This window comes from Streptomyces sp. NPDC030814 (assembly GCF_055572155.1).
Genome location: NZ_JBVIDX010000017.1, coordinates 98,065 through 112,832 on the forward strand (window position 1 = coordinate 98,065; position 14,768 = coordinate 112,832).

The following is a 14,768-nucleotide window of genomic DNA, read 5'->3' on the forward strand; positions in this document are numbered from 1 at the left end:
GCCGGCCGTCCGGGGCCCCCTTGCCTAGAGCGCACTCCACCGCCTTGGCTGGGCAACCATGGAGTACACACAGCTCGGACGCACGGGACTCAAGGTCAGCCGGCTGGTGCTCGGCACCATGAACTTCGGGCCGCAGACCGACGAGGCCGACAGCCACGCGATCATGGACGCGGCGCTGGACGCGGGGATCAACTTCTTCGACACGGCAAATGTGTACGGCTGGGGCGAGAACAAGGGCCGTACGGAACGGATCATCGGCGATTGGTTCGCGCAGGGCGGCGACCGCCGCGACAAGGTCGTCCTCGCCACCAAGGTGTACGGCAACATGGCGGCGGACGGCGTCGCCTGGCCCAACCACGACAAGCTGTCCGCGCTGAACATCCGGCGGGCGGTGGACGCCAGCCTGAAGCGGCTGCAGACGGACTACATCGACGTCTACCAGTTCCACCACGTCGACCGCGCCACCCCCTTCGAGGAGATCTGGCAGGCCGTCGACGTACTGGTCCAGCAGGGCAAGATCCTCTACGTGGGGTCGTCCAACTTCCCCGGCTACAAGATCGCCCAGGCCAACGAGACCGCCGCCCGGCACGGCCGCATGGGTCTGGTCAGCGAGCAGTGCCTCTACAACCTCGCCGAACGCCGCGCCGAGATGGAGGTCATCCCCGCCGCCCAGGAGTACGGCCTCGGGGTGATCCCCTGGTCGCCACTGCACGGCGGTCTGCTCGGCGGTGTCCTCAGGAAGGAGGCCGAGGGCAGCCGGCGCACCTCGGGCCGCGCCGCCGCCACCCTCGCCGACCCGGCCGCCCGCGGCCGGATCCAGGCGTACGAGGACCTCCTCGACAAGCACGGCGTCGAGCCGGGCGAGGCCGCCCTGGCCTGGCTGCTGACGCGCCCCGGTGTCACCGGCCCGATCGTGGGGCCGCGCACGGCCGCGCAGCTGGAGTCCGCGATCCGGGCGGCCGAGCTGGAGCTGAGCGAGGAACTGCTCGCCTCCCTGGACGAGATCTTCCCGGGCCCTGGCCCGTCCCCGGAGGCGTTCGCCTGGTAACCGCCGGGCTCCGCCTCCCGAGGGGGCGCGGGGAGCCGCACGACCGGCCCGCACGGGCCCCGGGTCACTCCGACGGTCCGCGGTTCCCCGGCCCGCGCCCGACCGCCGCCGCGGTCACTTGCCGAGCGCCGCCGCGAGGGCGACCACCACGAACATCAGCACAAGCACACCGGCCATGATCCGGTTACGGGTCTTCGGGTCCACATCACCGAGCCTAACCGCCCGGCCCCGGCCCGCCCGAGACGCCCCCCGCGGTCGCCCCCGCCCCCGGCGGGGTGCCCCGCGCCCCGGCCCGGCGGTCAGGGGCCCAGCTCCCACCGCTCCACGGTCTCGTACCGCGGCTGTTCCCCCGGAACCCCGGAGGTCGGCAGGTTGCTCCGCACCAGCGCCAGGTCGGCGACGGTCCAGGTGCGCCCGACGAACGCGTTCAGCATCTCGACGTACGGCCGCACCTCGAAGGCGTCCCGGCTGCGGGCCACCGTCAGATGCGGGGTGTAGCGGCGGTGCTGGCCCATGTCGACGCCGGCCTTGCGCCCCGCCGCCTCCGCCCGGTCGGCCAGCAGCCGCAGGGTGCGCAGCTCGCCCTGGGCCCCGGCCCACAGTGCCCGCCCGTGACCGAACTGCCCGCCGCCCGCCACTGCCAGCGGGAACGACTCGCTCCGGTGCGCAGCCCGTGCGAGCCGTTCCACCAGGTCCGGGACGAGCGACGTGTCGACCTCTCCGTAGAAGGCGAGCGTGAAATGCCAGCCGGGCGGCTCGGTCCACCGCATCCGGTCGGCACCGGCCAGGTCCTTCAATCGGCTTACGACCAGACCGAGTTCGTCCACCACATCGGCCGGCGGCAGCACCGCCGCGAACAGTCTCATGGCACTCATGCCCGTCACCCTTCCAGGGAAGGGATCACCTGGCGAGCGCTCCCGGATCTCCAAGGGCTGTCCCGTGATCCGCGGTGGATCAGCGCACGCCGTCGGATGCTGGGGGCACCTCCCACGCCGTTCAGGCAGTGGGGGAGCGTCGCAAGGCGGAGGGGCGTCCGCGTACCGGATGCATGCGGGCGTCCGACGACGCGGCGAGGTGCCGTGGCCGGCGTCGTGCGCCCGCCACGGATTACGGCCGGCCTTTAGGCCTTGACCAGCTCCTTCTTCGCCGGCGTCTTCGGCACGAACCGCAGCCTCGGCTGCCTGCCGTGCCAGCCCACCGACAGCCGCATCCCGCCGGACCTGATGAGCACCAGGCCCACCACGACGGCGGCGACCGTGGAGACGACTCCACCGGCGAGGAAGCCGATCCGGGGGCCGTACGCGTCGGTGACCCAGCCGGCGATCGGCGCGCCCAGCGGTGCGCCGCCGAGGAAGACCATCATGTAGAGGGCCATGACCCGGCCGCGCATGACGGGGTCGGTGGCCATCTGGATGGCCGTGTTGGTGGTGACGTTCACCGTGAGGCCGAACATCCCCAGCGGGACCATGAACAGCGCGAAGATCCAGTACGTCGGTGCCAGCGCGGCCACGATCTCCAGCAGACCGAAGGCGAGGGCGCCCGCGATCAGCACCCGCAGCCGGGCCGTGCCGCGCCGGGCCGCGAGGAGGGCGCCCGCGACGGAGCCGACCGCCATGAGTGTGTTGAAGAGGCTGTACGAACCGGCGCCGGTGTGGAACACGTCGTCCGCGTACGCCGACAGCCAGACCGGGAAGTTGAAGCCGAAGGTCCCGATGAAGCCGACCAGCACGATCGGCCACAGCAGTGCGGGGCGCCCGGCGACATAGCGCAGGCCCTCGCGGAGCTGGCCCTTCTTGCGGGGCGCGCGGCGGGCGGGGTGCAGCTCGCGGCTCCGCATCAGCAGCAGGCCCGTGATGGGGGCGATGAAGGAGAGGCCGTTGTAGAGGAACGCCCAGCCGGTGCCGACGGTGGTGATCAGGACGCCCGCGACGGCGGGGCCGACCAGCCGGGCCGACTGGAAGTTCGCGGAGTTGAGGCTGACCGCGTTCTGCAGCTGGTCGGGGCCGACCATCTCCGAGACGAACGACTGGCGGGCCGGGTTGTCGACGACGGTGGCCATGCCGACGGCGAAGGCGGCCATGTACACGTGCCACACCTGGACCTGGTCGGAGAGCGTCAGTGCGGCGAGCGCGAGCCCCGTCACCGCCATCGACGTCTGGGTCACGAACAGCAGCCGCCGCTTCGGGAACCGGTCGACCAGCACCCCGCCGTACAGCCCGAACAGCAGCATCGGCAGGAACTGCAGTGCCATCGTCACCCCGACCGCGGTCGATGACCCGGTCAGGCTCAGCACCAGCCAGTCCTGTGCGATCCGCTGCATCCAGGTGCCGATGTTCGACACCACCTGTCCGGTGAAGAACAGCCGGTAGTTCCGCACCCGCAGGGACCGGAACATGGACACGCGCTCACGGGGGGCGGGGGGTTCGGGGGTGACGTCCGCGGGTCGGGGGGCGGCCGGGGCGTCGGGAACGCTCGCCTGGGAGGGGGCGGCGGGTGAGGGGCCGGGGGTCACGGCGGGCTCTGTGGCGGCGGCGGTCGCCGGGGCCGGCTTCTCGGAGGCGCTCGGGGGCGTGGCCGGGAGCGCGGGGGCCGCCTGGGCGAGTGTGGCCCGGGTGGCGGTGATCGTCGGGGCCGTGTCACGGGGTTCGACCGTGGTCGGGGCCGTGGGGCGGGGGTGGGGGGTCGTCGGCGAGCCGGGGAGCACGAGGGGGGCCGGGGCCGCGTCGGGGGCCTGGGAGCCGGTGGTATCCGGCGGGGCCTCGGGGACGCCGTGGGCTGGCGGGGTCTCGTGGGCGGTCGTCGGTGCGGGGGCGGAAGCTGCTCCGGTTCCCGTACTCAAAGGGGTTCGCCTCCTTGCGCTGAACACGTGTACGTCCTGCGGTTGCGTGAGCCTCACTGCTCCTGTTCTGTCTGCTGGTTTCCAGGTCCGCCCATGCCGGGCCCACGGCGGCGCACGGGCTGATCGGCGGGGCGCACCGGCGGCCTCACCGGAGTGCGGTGCGGTGGTCCCACCGGAGTGCGGCGGTCCCGGCGGGGGGCGGTCGCCCGGCGCGGGGACGGCCTCGGTGGCCACCCGTGGCGCTCGGCGCTCACCGGGCCGGTCTCCGAGCGGCCCGGCCGCCGTCCGCCCGCTCAGAGATGCGCGAGCTTCTCCAGCACCGGCGCGGCCGCGCGGAGCGTCTCCCACTCGTCCTCGTCGAGCCCCTCCACGAGGGACGCGAGGAACGCGTTGCGCTTGCGGCGGCTCTCCTCGAGCATCGCCTCGGCCCGCTCGGTCTGGGTGACCACCTTCTGCCGCCGGTCCTCGGGGTGCGGCTCCAGCCTCACCAGCCCCTTGCTCTCCAGCAGGGCGACGATGCGGGTCATCGACGGCGGCTGCACATGCTCCTTGCGGGCGAGCTCACCGGGTGTGGCGGTGCCGCAGCGGGCGAGCGTCCCGAGCACCGACATCTCCGTCGGACTCAGCGACTCGTCGACCCGCTGGTGCTTCAACCGGCGGGACAGGCGCATCACGGCGGACCGCAGCGCGTTCACGGCGGCCTCGTCGTCGCCATGGGTCAGGTCAGGCATGTTCTTTAGCTTAACTCATTACTCTCGCTAAAGACCACCGGAGCTCCCGCCCGGGGCGTGAGTCCCACCACTCACAGGGAGCCCCCGGCCGTTCACAGGGCGCCCCCGGCCTCCCCACCGCCCGGCCCGGGCTGGGAGCCGACCCCCAGCACACCTCCCACCGCCCCCACCATCCATCTCACTCATACGAGTGACTAATACGCAGAACGCCGCGCGGCGGCCCAGACCGCACCTGACCCTCGTACCCATGGGGACCACTGTGCTCAGCCTGCGGATAGACCGGGAACTGCTCGACCGGCTCCGGGACCACGCGGCGAAAAGGGGGATGAGCGTCCAGGACTATGTCATCGGGACGCTCATGCGGGACGACTTCGACCAGCGGTTCCGGACCGCCGTCGAGGAGACCGAGAAGTTCTACGGCGTCACGTGAGCCCCAGCGCCGGCATCAGGTAGTAGAAGCCGAAGACCGCCGCCACCACGTACATCGGGACCGGGACGTCCCGGCCGCGGCCGACGGCGAGGCGCAGGACGACGAAGGTGATGAAGCCCATGCCGATGCCGTTGGTGATCGAGTAGGTGAACGGCATCATCACCATCGTCACGAAGGCCGGGACCGCGATCGTGTAGTCGGCCCAGTCGATCTCCCGCACCGAGTTGGCGAGGATCAGGAAACCGACCGCGAGCAGCGCGGGGGTCGCCGCCTGGGACGGCACCATCGTGGCGACCGGTGTCAGGAACAGTGCGAGCCCGAAGAGAGCGCCGGTGACCAGGTTCGCGACACCGGTGCGCGCACCCTCGCCCACCCCGGCCGTGGACTCCACGAAGCAGGTCGTGGCCGAGGAGGAGCCGGCACCGCCGGCGGCGACCGCGATGCCGTCGACGAAGAGCACCTTGTTGATACCGGGCATCTGGCCGTCCGCGTCGGTCAGCCTGGCCTCGTCACCGACGCCCATGATCGTGCCCATCGCGTCGAAGAAGCACGACAGCAGCACGGTGAAGACGAAGAGGACGCCGGTCAGCATCCCGACCTTGCCGAAACCGCCGAAGAGGCTGACCTCGCCGAGCAGCCCGAAGTCGGGACTGGCGACGGGGTTGCCCGGCCACTTCGGGGTGGTGAGCCCCCAGGAACCGGCGGGCAGCTTGGCGGTCGCCTCGATGACCACGGCGAGCAGGGTCATGGCGACGATCGAGATCAGGATCGCGCCCGGCACCTTGCGCACGATCAGCGCCAGCGTCAGCAGCGCGCCGAGCACGAAGACCAGGACGGGCCAGCCGTTGAGGTGCCCGGTCGCACCCAGCTGGAGCGGGACGGTGGTCTTGGCGACGTCCGGGATACGGGTGACGAAACCGGCGTCCACGAGCCCGATCAGCATGATGAACAGGCCGATACCGATGGAGATGCCCTTGCGCAGGCCGAGCGGTACGGCGTTCATGACCCGCTCCCGCAGCCCCGTCGCCACGAGCAGCATCACCACGAAACCGGCCAGCACGACCATGCCCATCGCGTCCGGCCACGACATGCGCGGTGCGAGCTGAAGCGCGACGACGGTGTTCACGCCGAGGCCCGCCGCCAGCGCGATCGGCACATTGCCGATGACGCCCATGAGGAGGGTGGTGAACGCGGCGGTGATCGCGGTCGCGGTGACCAGCTGGCCGTAGTCCAGCTGGTGCCCGTACATGTCCTTCGCGCTGCTCAGGATGATCGGGTTCAGGACGATGATGTACGCCATCGCGAAGAACGTGGCGAAACCGCCGCGGATCTCCCGCGACAGCGTGCTGCCGCGCTCCGAGATCCTGAAGTAGCGGTCGAAGGGGCCCTGCGGGGACATACGGAACCTCATCCCCAACAGGTCCCCCTGTCTGTTGGAGTTTTCTACGAACAGAAATGGTCAATCAGAAACCGTTTCAGTATGAACATATGATGCCGCAATCTCCATCTCCGCGCGTAGACCCTTGGGGCGCCGCGGTTCCCCGAGGCCCGGAAGGGCCGGGCCGGGTGTGCTCGTAAGCTGTGCGCATGGCGAAGTGGACCCCCAAGCACGAGGCGCCGGAGCCCCTGGAGGGCCCCGTGGTGCCGACCATCATCGGCGGCACGATCCTGTGGTTCGTCCTCTTCGTCGTCCAGGTCCCGTTCTACGGGTGGTACGAGGACCACGGCCACACATGGTGGGTGTGGACCTGCCTCGCCGGCGCCGGACTCGGTCTGATCGGCATCTGGTACGTCAAGAAGCGGGACACTGCGATCAAGAGGGACGCGGCCCGCAAGGCCGGGGCGGACGCGGAGGCCGGGGCGGAGGCCGCCGCCGGGACGCCCTCCGACGGGACGCCCGCGAACCCGGTGGAGCCCGTGGAGTCGGAGACCCAGTGAGCCTCTTGGGACCCCTAAGGCGATCGTAGGTCGCTCGCGGGCACTCCCTGCGGATGGCCCGTACGACCACGGAACCGGCCCCGCCCCCGGCCCCTCCTTCCCCGGTCGGACTCTGGCGCACTCGGCGGGTGAACTCCCCGGTCCGCACGTACCGTCGAAGGCATGACGCACATCGACGCGGGCACCGACCTCGATCCTGTGCACCCCACCACCGCCCCGGTCCCGGGGCGGGCGCGCGGTCTGACCGCCGCCGAGGTGGCCGAGCGAGTGGCCCGCGGCGAGGTGAACGACGTCCCCGTACGGAGCAGCCGCTCCACGGTGGACATCGTCCGCGCGAACGTCTTCACCCGGTTCAACGCGATCATCGGCGTCCTCTGGCTGATCATGCTGTTCGTCGCCCCGATCCAGGACGGCCTGTTCGGCTTCGTGATCCTCGCCAACACGGGCATCGGCATCATCCAGGAGTGGCGGGCGAAGAAGACCCTGGACTCGCTCGCGCTGATCGGCGAGGTGAAGCCCACGGTGCGACGGGACGGGATCGCGGCGGTGGTCGGCACCTCCGAGATCGTCCTCGGGGACCTGCTCGAGGTCGGCCCCGGCGACAAGATCGTCGTGGACGGCGCGTGCGTCGAGACCGACGGCCTGGAGATCGACGAGTCACTGCTCACCGGCGAGGCCGACCCGGTCGTCAAACACCCCGGGGACCGGGTGATGTCCGGCAGCTTCGTCGTCGCGGGCAGCGGAGCCTTCACCGCGACGAAGGTGGGCCGGGAGGCGTACGCGGCACAGCTGGCGGAGGAGGCGAGCCGCTTCACCCTCGTCCACTCGGAGCTGCGCTCCGGTATCTCCACGATCCTCAAGTACGTGACGTGGATGATGGTCCCGACCGCGATCGGCCTGATCATCAGCCAGCTGATCGTGAAGGAGAACGCCTTCAAGGACTCCGTCGCCCGCACGGTCGGCGGCATCGTCCCGATGGTCCCCGAGGGGCTGGTCCTCCTCACCTCCGTCGCCTTCGCGATCGGGGTGATCCGCCTCGGCCGCAAGCAGTGCCTGGTGCAGGAGCTGCCGGCCATCGAGGGCCTCGCCCGCGTCGACACCGTCTGCCTGGACAAGACGGGGACGCTCACCGAGGGCGGCATGGACGTCACGGAGCTGCGCCCGCTGAACGGCAGTGACGAGGCGTACGTCCGCAAGGTGCTCGGCGCGCTCGGCGAGTCCGACCCCCGCCCGAACGCCTCCCTCCAGGCCGTCATCGACGCCTACCCCGACAGTGACGACTGGCGCTGCACCGAGGCGCTGCCCTTTTCCTCCGCCCGCAAGTACAGCGGCGCGTGCTTCAACGAGGGCGACGGACAGTCCAGCTCCTGGCTGCTCGGCGCGCCCGACGTCCTCCTCCCCGACGGCGACCCGGCACTCACCGAGACCGAGCGGCTGAACGAGGAGGGGCTGCGGGTCCTGCTGCTGGCACGGGTGACCCGCGAGCTGGACGACCCTGAAGTGGCGCGGGGCGCCCGTCCCACGGCCCTCGTCGTCCTCGAACAGCGGCTGCGCCCCGACGCCGCCGACACCCTGCGCTACTTCGACGATCAGAACGTCCGCGCGAAGGTCATCTCCGGTGACAACGCGGTCTCGGTCGGCGCGGTGGCCGGGAAGCTGGGCCTGACCGGAGAGGTGGTCGACGCGCGCCGCCTGCCCGCCGAGCGGGAGGAGATGGGGAAGGCGCTGGACGGGGGCACCGTCTTCGGCCGGGTCACCCCGCGGCAGAAGCGGGACATGGTGGGCGCCCTCCAGTCCCGCGGCCACGCCGTCGCGATGACCGGCGACGGCGTGAACGACGTCCTGGCCCTCAAGGACGCCGACATCGGGGTGTCGATGGGGTCGGGCTCGGAGGCGACACGGGCGGTTGCCCAGATCGTGCTGCTGAACAACAGCTTCGCGACGCTGCCGTCGGTGGTGGCGGAGGGCCGCCGGGTGATCGGCAACATCACGCGGGTGGCGACCCTCTTCCTGGTGAAGACGGTGTACTCGGTGCTCCTGGCCGTCCTGGTGGTGTGCTGGCAGGTGGAGTACCCCTTCCTGCCCCGCCACCTCACCCTGCTCTCCACGCTGACCATCGGCGTCCCGGCGTTCTTCCTGGCCCTGGCCCCCAACAAGGAGCGCGCGAGACCCCACTTCGTCCGCCGCGTCATGCGCTACGCCATCCCCGGCGGCGCGCTGGCGGCGCTGTCCACCTTCGCCACGTATCTCGTCGCCCGCCACTACTACGCGGGCGAGGACGCGTTGGAGGCGGAGACCAGCACGGCGACGCTGACCCTCTTCCTGATCTCCATGTGGGTCCTGGCGATCATCGCCCGCCCCTACACCTGGTGGCGCCTCGGCCTGGTGGCGGCGATGGGCGGCGCCTTCCTCCTGGTCCTCGTCGTCCCCTGGCTGCAGGACTTCTTCGCGCTACGCCTGGTGGGGACGACGATGCCATGGACGGCGGTCGCGATCGCGGCGGGGTCGGCGGCGGCCCTGGAGTTCCTGTGGAAGTGGGTGGACCGCCGCTTCCCGGCGTAGATGACGCTTTTCCGCGTCGGGGCTACTGCACGTCGACGTAGTCCCCGGTCGCGTTGACCGGGGCGGTCGTGGTCGTCCCCGCGAAGCTGAGGCGCCAGTAGCCGTCGTAGGTGGCGGTGCCGGTGGCCTTCACATTGCCGTGGGAGTCCGCCTTGGCTCCGCCCTTACGAAACGAGCCACTCCTCACTTTCGAGAGCCTCAGAAGCTCCTCAGATTTCTTGTCCGTTCACGAACAAGATCGAAGAATGGGCCGTCGACCACAAGGGGGAACCACATGAGCACGGCCGGAAAGACGATCACCGTTGTCCTCGCGGTTTTCATCGCTCTCGTGATCGCCGGGTTTTCCTTCTGGGCCTCCGGTGAGGCCCAGACCGGCGGAACCAGCCGGGCGGGCAGCGCCCATTCCGTGATCGAGAGGTAGGGCGGGGACGGAACGAGAAAGGCACGAGGCCCCCGGGAACGGCGCCCTCCCTGCGGCCGGCGGTTCGCCGGCCGTTCGGGGACTCCGTTGCCAGGGGCCCTTCACCGCTGACCGTCCAGCGGCGTACTCCTCCTGCTTACTTCACGTCGAGCGTGTCGCCCACGGCCGTCGCGGCCGCCGTGCCGGAGCTGCCCGCGAAGACATAGCGGTACGTGCCGTCGACGGTCGCCTTGACGGTGGTGGACAGGTCGCCCGTGGCGGACGTCTTGACCGTCTTCACGCTCTTGTAGGCGGACGCGCCCGCCGCCTTGAACTGCAGCGTCACCGACTGGTTGCCGTACGCGGCATTCTTGCCGGCGTCCCAGTTGGCGCGGGTCAGCTTGCTGGTGACGGTGACCATGTCGCCCTTGGCGACCGGCTCCGGGGCGACGTCCGCGCCCATGAGCTGCGTGGCACGCTGCACCTTGAAGGACTTGGCGCTGTCCTTCTGGATGTAGTCGCCGTCCTTGGCCTGGGCGATCACCCAGGTCTTCCAGGTACCGGCGACCTTGTTGATCGCGTTCTTGCCGGCCGCGAAGGTGTAGTTCGCCGAGCAGGTCGACTTCGTGGAGCTGACCTTCTTGCACTTGATCCAGGTGCTGCCGGACGCCGCGGCGCTGTCCGCGGTCTCGAGGCTCTTGCCGTGGAACAGCTGCGCGGCGGCACGCCAGGCGCCGGAGTTGTCGGTGACGGTGAAGGACAGCTTGACCGTCTTCTTGCCCGTGGCGCCGACGACGACGGGCTTGCCGCCGTTGATGACGAAGTTGGAGACCTTGACGTTGCCGACCTTCTCGTCGGCCTGCGCGGCCGGGGCGACGAAGGCGGTCAGGGCCAGGGCGCCGGTGATGACGCCCAGGGTGGCACGCTTGTGCAATGTATTCCCCACGTGGAAGGGACCTCACGGCAGGTCGTTGGAGCGCGAGATCCGGTTGTTGGTCTGAGAGCGCGTGGGCTTGGTGAGGCTTCGGAGGTTCAGGGGACCCCTGGGGCTCACGAGAAGCCGGTCGTCTCGGGTGATCAGATCCATGAGTGTGGCGAATGGTTGTACGAGATGCGGACATCTTTCGGAGATGTTGCGCACGTCACATCCACCCCCTCAACCGCAGGGCCCCAAGGCGTGACAACAGGGACGGACCCGGCCGACTGACCCGGCCCGGTCAGTCGAACCAGCGGTCCCGGGCCAACTCCTCCGTCCTGGAGGGGTCTTCGAGCAGCGCCGCGACCTCGAAGCGGCGCGGCCACTGACCCGCCGCCCACGCCAGACCGGCCGCCACGCCCTCCAGGGTCGCGGCGTGCAGAACGCCGTCCCTCGTCCGGCGCCAGTCGAGTTCGACCCCGTCGACGACGAGTTCCTCGTGCTCGACATAGGTCGCGGGGGTGGCCGGCCCGAGCAGGACCCGCACGGAGTCCGGCACATCGTGCTCCGTGCCCTCGGAGTCCACCTCTCCCGTCACCGACTCGCTCAGTCGCCGCACCTGGAACAGTTCCGCCAACTCGGCCGCACGGGACGGCCGTACGGGCAGCAGGGGTACGCCGGAGGTGAAGGGCAGCAGGTCGGGCGAGTCGACGACGACCGCGTCGGCGGCGTCCACTACCGTCACATCGCCGTCCACCACGGCCCGCAACTCATCCGGAAGCGTGACCTGTTCGGGGTCGAGGTCCGCCAAAGCGCCGTACAGGCCGTGGAGTTGCGCCGCCGTCACCTCACGATCCGGGTCGGCCAGACGGTCCAGCAGTTCGGCGGCGCCGCCCGGCTCGTCGAGCAGCGCGGCGACGGATGTGCGCACTCCCAGCGCCCGCAGGACCTGTTCGTCGTCGAAGCCGGTGGCGTCGGCCTCGTCGTACAGGCCCCGGAGCAGCGGGTCGCCGCCGGACGCGAGGAGACCGGCGGGGCGTCGGCCGTCGAGGACGGGGTGGCCGCGCAACCACCAAGCGGTGTACGGGCGTACGACCTCGTGTGTGCCGTCGGGCAGCAGGATCCGCACCGGCTGCACCAGCGCGTCCCTCAGCGGGGGCCGGGCGAGCAGGGTGAGGGCCTCGGGCCAGCGGTCCTCGTCGACGAGGTCCAGGTCGCGCACTGCGACGATCTCGGTGGCGACGGGCGGGACGGGGCTGTCCGGGAACCGGTCGAGGATGTCCTCGCACCACACGTCGACGGCGTCCAGCAGCCCGGCGTCGTCGGGCTCGGCGAAGTCCCCGTCGCGCGGCTCCAGTTCGTCGGGGTCGAGGACGACGTCGGTGGCCCGGACCAGGGCGAAGTCGGCGAGGACGCCGCACGCGGCCAGCGGCTGCTCTCCCCAGCGTTCGGCCAGCTCCGCGTCCACGAAGGCCAGTTCGTCCTCGCGCATGATCCGGGCGAACGGGCTGCCGGGCAGGACGAGTTCACCGGCCGGTGACAGCTCGCCCTCCTCGTCGGGCAGGGCGAGAGCGCCCAGCCAGGGCTCGTCGCCGGGATCGAGGGCGGCGTCGCGGACGAGGGTCAGGACCAGCTCCGCGAGCTCGTCGGCGTCCGGGCGGCCGTCCTCGTCGTCCCACGCCATGCCCTCGTCGTCCAGCGAGGCGGCCACGGCGGCCCGCACCTGCGGGGTCGTGAGCACGGCGCGCGGGGTCGCGGGCAGGGCGCCCAGCTTTTCCAGGAGCGGGTGCGCGGCATCCGGGTGGGCGACCTTCAGGCCGAGCCGGGCGAGGGTCTCCGGGGCCGCCCGCACACCGTCGGGCGTGGGCAGCAGCACCTGGCGCGGCCCGATCGTCGTACGGCCGTCGGCGAGCGGCACCGGAAGCCCCGAGAGCCGGTCCGGGTCGACGCCCGCGAGGCTGTCGTAGAGCCGCCGCCACCAGTCGGGCGCCTTCTCCAGACCGGCGAGCCGGTCGATCGTGTCGCCCAGCGGCAGGCGCGCGACACCGAGCGTGCGCAGCTCCGCGCGCCGTTCGAGCCCGGCGGGCAACAGGCAGGGCAGCACCTCGGCGAGGACCCGCACGGTCTCCGCACCGGCACCCTCGACGATCTCCGCGTCGCGCGGCCGGATCGCCTCGGGCAGCTCGTCGTCCTCCGCGGGCGGCAGCGCGCGCGGCAGGAACGCGGTGCGCGGCAGCCGCTCCAGGATCGCCTGCCGCAGCGCCCCGTCCAGCTCGCCCTTGCCCAGCGGGCCGGGCACCAGATCGATGATCCGCTCGCTCACCGGCTGCCAGGCGGCGAGGAGTTCGGCGTACGCGTCGGCCGCGCGCTGCACGAGGAAGTCGGTGAGCGGGCCGGGCGCGGCGTGCCGCCGGGTCGTGTCGAGAGGGAAGGACGCGATGAGCAGCGCGGGCACGCCGAGGGCCTCGTCGCTGGGCGTCGGCGCGTGCACCACGGGGCTGGTACGGGGCCGGACCGGCGCGCCGTCGGGGCCCGTCGGCACCGCCCAGGTGACGGACCAGTGGGGCCGCAGCCGCTCCTCCACGGGCCGGTCGGCGAGCAGCGCGGCCTCGATTCCGCCGTGCTCTGCGACCGTGCGCCAGCGCGTGACGCCATCCCGCGAGTCCTCGATGACGACGTACGCCCCTTCCTCGCGCCGTCGCACGGTGCGCGCTGGAGCGTCACCGTTCTCGATGACGACCTCCTCCAGGCCGGGCAGGGCGAGGAGGAGTGCGTCGTCGACGGCGTTCAGCAGCCGCTCGGCGAGATCCCCGGCGGCGGCGTCGCGCAGCGGCAGGATGACGACGGTGTCGTACGTCTCCGGCGCGGAGCCCTCGGCCGCGAACGGCAGCCGCAGCAGCGGTACGTGGCCTTCCCTGCGGCGGATCTCGTCGCCGAGCCCGGGGCTGTGCCGGGCGGTCTCGGCGGCCAGCAGCCGGGCCTCGGCCAGCGACCAGCGGATACCGCCGTGCCGGCCGACGACGGCGGGCTCGTCGGTGACGGCGAGGACGGCGGCGAACCCGACGCCGAACCGGCCGACCGCCTGGTCGTGGCCCTCCCGCTTCGCGGAGGCGCGCAGCGTGGACAGCGACTCGACGCCGGCCGCGTCGAGCGGGGCGCCGCTGTTGGCGGCGACGAGGACGCCGTCCCGGAGGGTGAGCCGCAGCCGTCCCGGCACCTTCGCCCTGGCCGCCGCGTCGGCGGCGTTCTGTGCCAGCTCCACGACGAGCCGGTCGCGGTAGCCGCCGAGGGCGAGGTCCTCCTCGGCGTTGGCGTCCTCACGGAACCTCGCCGGGCTGGTCGCCCAGGCGTCCAGCACTCCGCGCCGCAGCCGCGCCGTCCCGAACGGATCCGCACCCTCGGCCGCCGGCCGCACGAACTTGCTCACGGTTCACCTTCCATGTCGCCGCTGAGCACGAACGTACCGCGTCGCTGCGTCGGCTTGCGCCGGGGCGCCTCGGGGGAAGGGGGGCCAGGTGCGTCGACGGGTGCGGGTGGGTGGGGGTTGTTCGCGCAGTTCCCCGCGCCCCTGAAGGCAGGGCCTACGGCCCGCCTTCATCTGAAAAGCCCGGGGCCGCGGCCCCCTGCGTTTCAGGGGCGCGGGGAACTGCCCGAAAAACCACGACGCACCCCGGGAGAACTCCCCCAGCCCCCCATCACACCCTGAAGCAGGCCGCAGGCCAGAGCTTCAGGGGCGCGAGGAACTGCCCGAAAAACCACGACGCACCCCCGGAGAACTCCCCCAGCCCCCCATCACACCCTGAAGCAGACCGCAGGCCAGAGCTTCAGGGGCGCGAGGAACTGCCCGAAAAACCACGACGCACCCCCGGAGAACTCCCCCAGCCCCCCATCACACCCTGAAGCA

The 14,768-nt window shown here is 71.5% G+C and carries 12 protein-coding genes; 5 read left to right on the forward strand and 7 right to left on the reverse strand.

What is annotated here, in order from left to right; translation table 11 throughout:
• Positions 1-58: 58 nt before the first annotated feature.
• Positions 59-1,048 (forward strand): aldo/keto reductase, encoded by a 990-nt coding sequence (locus ACZ43N_RS29765; protein WP_468101906.1) that lies wholly within the window; start codon positions 59-61, stop codon positions 1,046-1,048.
• Between the two features lie 299 nt (positions 1,049-1,347).
• On the opposite strand, the gene thpR is transcribed toward ACZ43N_RS29765, so the two are convergent.
• From thpR to ACZ43N_RS29780, 3 genes are all read right to left on the reverse strand, one after another.
• Positions 1,348-1,914, reverse strand: coding sequence for an RNA 2',3'-cyclic phosphodiesterase (gene thpR, locus ACZ43N_RS29770; protein ID WP_468102072.1), 567 nt, complete (start codon positions 1,912-1,914; stop codon positions 1,348-1,350).
• A 254-nt stretch (positions 1,915-2,168) separates the two neighbouring features.
• Positions 2,169-3,443, reverse strand: a complete 1,275-nt coding sequence (locus tag ACZ43N_RS29775; RefSeq protein WP_468102073.1) for an MFS transporter — start codon at positions 3,441-3,443, stop codon at positions 2,169-2,171.
• Positions 3,444-4,180: 737 nt separating this feature from the next.
• Positions 4,181-4,618: a MarR family winged helix-turn-helix transcriptional regulator gene (locus ACZ43N_RS29780; RefSeq protein ID WP_468101908.1), complete on the reverse strand. Its 438-nt coding sequence runs from the start codon at positions 4,616-4,618 to the stop codon at positions 4,181-4,183.
• Positions 4,619-4,865: 247 nt separating this feature from the next.
• On the opposite strand from ACZ43N_RS29780, the gene ACZ43N_RS29785 reads away from it, so the two are divergent.
• Positions 4,866-5,048 (forward strand): ribbon-helix-helix protein, CopG family, encoded by a 183-nt coding sequence (locus ACZ43N_RS29785; protein ID WP_468078644.1) that lies wholly within the window; start codon positions 4,866-4,868, stop codon positions 5,046-5,048.
• On the opposite strand, the gene ACZ43N_RS29790 is transcribed toward ACZ43N_RS29785, so the two are convergent.
• Positions 5,041-6,459, reverse strand: coding sequence for an NCS2 family permease (locus ACZ43N_RS29790; RefSeq protein ID WP_468101910.1), 1,419 nt, complete (start codon positions 6,457-6,459; stop codon positions 5,041-5,043). The two genes, ACZ43N_RS29785 and ACZ43N_RS29790, sit on opposite strands and share 8 nt — an antisense overlap.
• A 176-nt stretch (positions 6,460-6,635) precedes the next feature.
• On the opposite strand from ACZ43N_RS29790, the gene ACZ43N_RS29795 reads away from it, so the two are divergent.
• Positions 6,636-6,986: a DUF2530 domain-containing protein gene (locus tag ACZ43N_RS29795; protein ID WP_468101912.1), complete on the forward strand. Its 351-nt coding sequence runs from the start codon at positions 6,636-6,638 to the stop codon at positions 6,984-6,986.
• A gap of 162 nt (positions 6,987-7,148) precedes the next feature.
• Positions 7,149-9,548, forward strand: a complete 2,400-nt coding sequence (locus tag ACZ43N_RS29800) for an HAD-IC family P-type ATPase (RefSeq protein ID WP_468101914.1) — start codon at positions 7,149-7,151, stop codon at positions 9,546-9,548.
• A 22-nt stretch (positions 9,549-9,570) separates the two neighbouring features.
• Here the strand turns inward: ACZ43N_RS29800 and ACZ43N_RS29805 are convergent, their stop codons facing one another.
• Positions 9,571-9,735, reverse strand: a complete 165-nt coding sequence (locus ACZ43N_RS29805; RefSeq protein ID WP_468102080.1) for a hypothetical protein — start codon at positions 9,733-9,735, stop codon at positions 9,571-9,573.
• Between the two features lie 87 nt (positions 9,736-9,822).
• Between ACZ43N_RS29805 and ACZ43N_RS29810 the strand changes: the two genes are divergently transcribed.
• The gene (locus ACZ43N_RS29810) at positions 9,823-9,969 is read left to right on the forward strand and encodes a hypothetical protein (RefSeq protein WP_468101916.1); all 147 of its coding nucleotides are present in this window, start codon (positions 9,823-9,825) and stop codon (positions 9,967-9,969) included.
• 136 nt (positions 9,970-10,105) lie between these two features.
• On the opposite strand, the gene ACZ43N_RS29815 is transcribed toward ACZ43N_RS29810, so the two are convergent.
• Both ACZ43N_RS29815 and ACZ43N_RS29820 read right to left on the reverse strand, forming a co-directional pair.
• Entirely contained in the window at positions 10,106-10,894 is a 789-nt protein-coding gene (locus ACZ43N_RS29815) for a calcium-binding protein (RefSeq protein ID WP_468101918.1), read from the reverse strand.
• Positions 10,895-11,165: 271 nt separating this feature from the next.
• On the reverse strand, positions 11,166-14,291 hold the full coding sequence (locus ACZ43N_RS29820) for a sacsin N-terminal ATP-binding-like domain-containing protein (protein ID WP_468101920.1): 3,126 nt from the start codon (positions 14,289-14,291) through the stop codon (positions 11,166-11,168).
• Positions 14,292-14,768 lie beyond the last annotated feature (477 nt).